Annotated in this window: 3 protein-coding genes; 1 reads left to right on the top strand and 2 read right to left on the bottom strand. The window is 67.5% G+C overall.

The features are described from left to right. A partial coding sequence (locus ACFYTS_RS34150) for a beta strand repeat-containing protein (protein ID WP_387309427.1) occupies positions 1 to 2,076 on the top strand: 2,076 nt, incomplete at its 5' end. A 241-nt stretch (positions 2,077 to 2,317) separates the two neighbouring features. Here ACFYTS_RS34150 and ACFYTS_RS34145 read toward each other — a convergent pair. Next, positions 2,318 to 2,656, bottom strand: coding sequence for a hypothetical protein (locus tag ACFYTS_RS34145; protein WP_387309426.1), 339 nt, complete (start codon positions 2,654 to 2,656; stop codon positions 2,318 to 2,320). Between the two features lie 52 nt (positions 2,657 to 2,708). Continuing rightward, complete coding sequence (locus ACFYTS_RS34140; RefSeq protein ID WP_387309425.1) at positions 2,709 to 3,344, bottom strand: FkbM family methyltransferase; 636 nt, start codon at positions 3,342 to 3,344, stop codon at positions 2,709 to 2,711. Between the last annotated feature and the right edge of the window lie 146 nt (positions 3,345 to 3,490).

Below are 3,490 nucleotides of genomic sequence, written 5' to 3'. Positions count from 1 at the left end.
GCCCCCGCGGGTTCGGCCGGGACGGTACAGGTCACCGTCACCACCGCGGGCGGAACCAGCAACGGCGTCTCGTACACCTACGTCGCGGTACCCACGTTGACCACGGTGGTGCCGAGTGCCGGTTCGGTGACGGGCGGGACGACGGTCGTGCTGACCGGCACGAACCTGACCGGCGCGACGGCGGTGAGTTTCGGTGGGACACCAGCGACCTCGTTCACCGTTGATTCCGCCACCCAGATCACCGCCGTCGCCCCCGCGGGTTCGGCCGGGACGGTACAGGTCACCGTCACCACCGCGGGCGGAACCAGCAACGGCGTCTCGTACACCTACGTCGCGGTACCCACGCTGACCACGGTGGTACCGACCATGGGACCGGTGGCCGGCGGAACGACGGTCGTGCTCACCGGGACGAACCTGACCGGCGCTACCTCGGTGAGTTTCGTTGGGACACCGACGACTTCGTTCACCGTTGATTCCGCTACCCAGATCACCGCCGTCGCCCCCGCCCACGCGGTCGGGACGGTACAGGTCACCGTCACCACGGTCGGCGGAACCAGCAACGGTGTCGCCTACACCTACGTCGCGGTACCCACGCTGACCACGGTGGTACCGAATGCCGGTTCGGTGGCCGGCGGAACCACGGTTGTGCTAACCGGCACCGCTCTGACCGGTGCGACTGCGGTGAGTTTCGGTGGGACACCAGCGACCTCGTTCACCGTGGACTCCGCTATCCAGATCACGGCAGTGACCCCCGCGGGTTCGGCCGGGACGGTGCAGGTCACCGTCACCACCGTCGGCGGTACAAGCAACGGCGTTTCCTACATCTATGTCGCGGTACCCACGTTGACCACTGTGGTGCCGACCGTGGGACCGGTGGCGGGCGGGACGACGGTCGTGCTCACCGGGACGAACCTGACCGGTGCGACGGCGGTGAGTTTCGGTGGGACACCGGCGACTTCGTTCACGGTCGATTCCGCTACCCAGATCACCGTGGTCGCCCCGGCGGAGGCAGCCGGGGCGGTCCTGGTGACCGTCACGACCGCGGGCGGTACGAGCAACGGCGTCTCCTACACCTATATCGCCGCGCCGGCCCTGACCGCCATCGTTCCCAGTTCAGGGCCGGTCGCAGGTGGGACGACCGTCGTGCTCACCGGCACAGCCCTCACCGGCGCCACCGCGGTGGATTTCGGTGGTACACCGGCGACCTCGTTCACGGTCGACTCCGCCACCCAGATCACGGCAGTGACCCCTGCCGGATCAGCGGGGACCGTGCTCGTTACCGTCACCACTGCAGGAGGAACGGTCGACGGTGTCTCCTTCACCTACGCAGCAGTGCCGACACTGACGACGGTGGTGCCCAACGTCGGGCCGGTGACCGGCGGATCCACCGTCACCCTGACCGGAACGGGCCTGGCAGGAGCCACCGGGGTCAGTTTCGGAGGTGTGCCGGCCTCGTTCGCTGTCGACTCCGCGACTCAGATCACCGCGGTTGTCCCGCTCGGGACGGCGGGAACCGTGCTGGTCACCGCCACCACCGCCGGCGGAACCAGCAACGGTGTCGCCTACACCTACGTCGCGGTTCCTACTCTGATCACGGCGGTGCCGAACGTAGGACCGATCACCGGCGGGACGACGGTCGTGCTCGCCGGAACGGACCTGACCGGCGCGACGGCGGTGAGTTTCGGTGGGACACCGGCGACCTCGTTCACGGTCGACTCCGCCACCCAGATCACGGCAGTGACCCCTGCCGGATCGGCGGGGACCGTGCTCGTCACCGTCACCACCGCAGGAGGAACGGTCGACGGTGTCTCCTTCACCTATGTCGCGGTTCCTACCCTGATCGCGGCGGTGCCGAACGTAGGACCGATCACCGGCGGGACGACGGTCGTGCTCGCCGGGACGGACCTGACCGGGACCACGGCCGTGAGTTTCGGTGGGACACCGGCGACCTCGTTCACGGTTGATTCCGCAATCCAGATCACCGCCGTGGCCCCGGCAGAGGCAGCCGGAACAGTACAGATCACCGCCACGACCGGGGGTGGTACCAGCAACGGCGTCGCCTTCACCTACATCTGAGAGCGAGTGCGGCTGGACCGTTGGTGGGCCATGGCCCACCAACGGTCCAGCCGCGTCGCGATAGATAGGGGTTGCTGTAGAACTCGCCGAATTGTGGGCGGATTCGAGGTTCTGCCACGAACGACGCAACCGGCGGCCTATCCCGGCTGCCGGGCCTGGGGTTCGTTCACCGCGGGTCCGATCGCGACGTGTGCGAGCAACCCCGGTAGGTCGATGCCCAGATGCTCGGTGACCTCGCCCATCACATTGTCCAGCGCCACCCGCGTGGACCCGCCACGGTGCTGATTGCCGGCCGGAGGCGTTGCAGTTGGAGGCTGCGATCCACGAGCGGCTGGATGCCGTGGGACGACAAGGAACAGCGCTGGCAGGCCATGGCCGAGAAGCTGCCCGCCCGGCGGCTGGGGACGCCGCCCACGTTCACGGCGACGGCTGCGGGCACATCGCGGTCTCCCACGGCGATCACGTTGACTACATCCACGCCGGACATCGCCACGCGAGTCACGACGGACACTACGACGACCACGACCGGTTCACGGTCCCGCAGTACCGATTCGGCGGCGACCAGCGCGCGCAGGTCCACCACGTCGTCCTGGTCGCCGAGCGGGTCGCGGCCGGGCGGCGTCTGTATCGAGTCAGTAGTCCGCGGGCCGGGCGGCGTAGACCTCGTGCAGTTCGGTCCCGGCCAAGGAGGGGTCTTGCCTGTTGTGCGGGGACAGTCCGTGCCGGCTCAGCAACTCGCAAAACTGGGCCAAACGGCCGTCGGTGTCGTGTACCTCGGCCACGACGGCACGAATACGGGGCCAATCCGTTTCGGAAATGCCGCGCAAGACGTCCAATTCTGCCCGCTCCACATCCACTTTGAGCAGCCCGATCTGAGCGTCGGGGGCGTGTTCGGCCAGCACCGCCGACACCGTGGTCACGTCCACGTCGATCTGCTCGCCATCGTGCAGCCCGGCAGTGATGTATCCGATTGATTCATCGTCCAGGCCGCTGTTGCGCAGAAACATCCTGGTGTTCTCATCGTCTCGTTCGCGGTCGGCATACAGACTGGAATTGGCCGACGCCTGCGGGTACCAGGTGAACGGCAAAGTCCTGGGCACGGCACCGACCGCAACCCGCAACGACACCCCGTGCGGCACATGAGCGGCCATGTTGCGCTGGAGGCAGTGAAAGATCATCGGTACCGGCTCGGCGGCGATGACCCCGATTCCGGGGCACTTCTCCGCGAACATCATCGTGGCGAGTCCGATGTTCGCGCCGATGTCCAAGACGATCTCCTCGGGTCGCAGGCGGGCGGCGGCGTGCTGGTAGAGGCCGTCCGCCGCCATCGTCTCGCGCCACAACATGCGCGCCTCGGCCGGACTCGTGCAGGTCACGGTTCTGTCATCGTCGAGTCGAAACTGCTGAGGAGTAG

This window comes from Nocardia sp. NPDC004151, assembly GCF_042874235.1.
In the GTDB taxonomy this organism is placed as follows: Bacteria; Actinomycetota; Actinomycetes; order Mycobacteriales; family Mycobacteriaceae; genus Nocardia.
The sequence above is the reverse complement of the archived record's forward strand: the minus strand, read 5'-3'. Positions and strand labels throughout refer to the sequence as shown.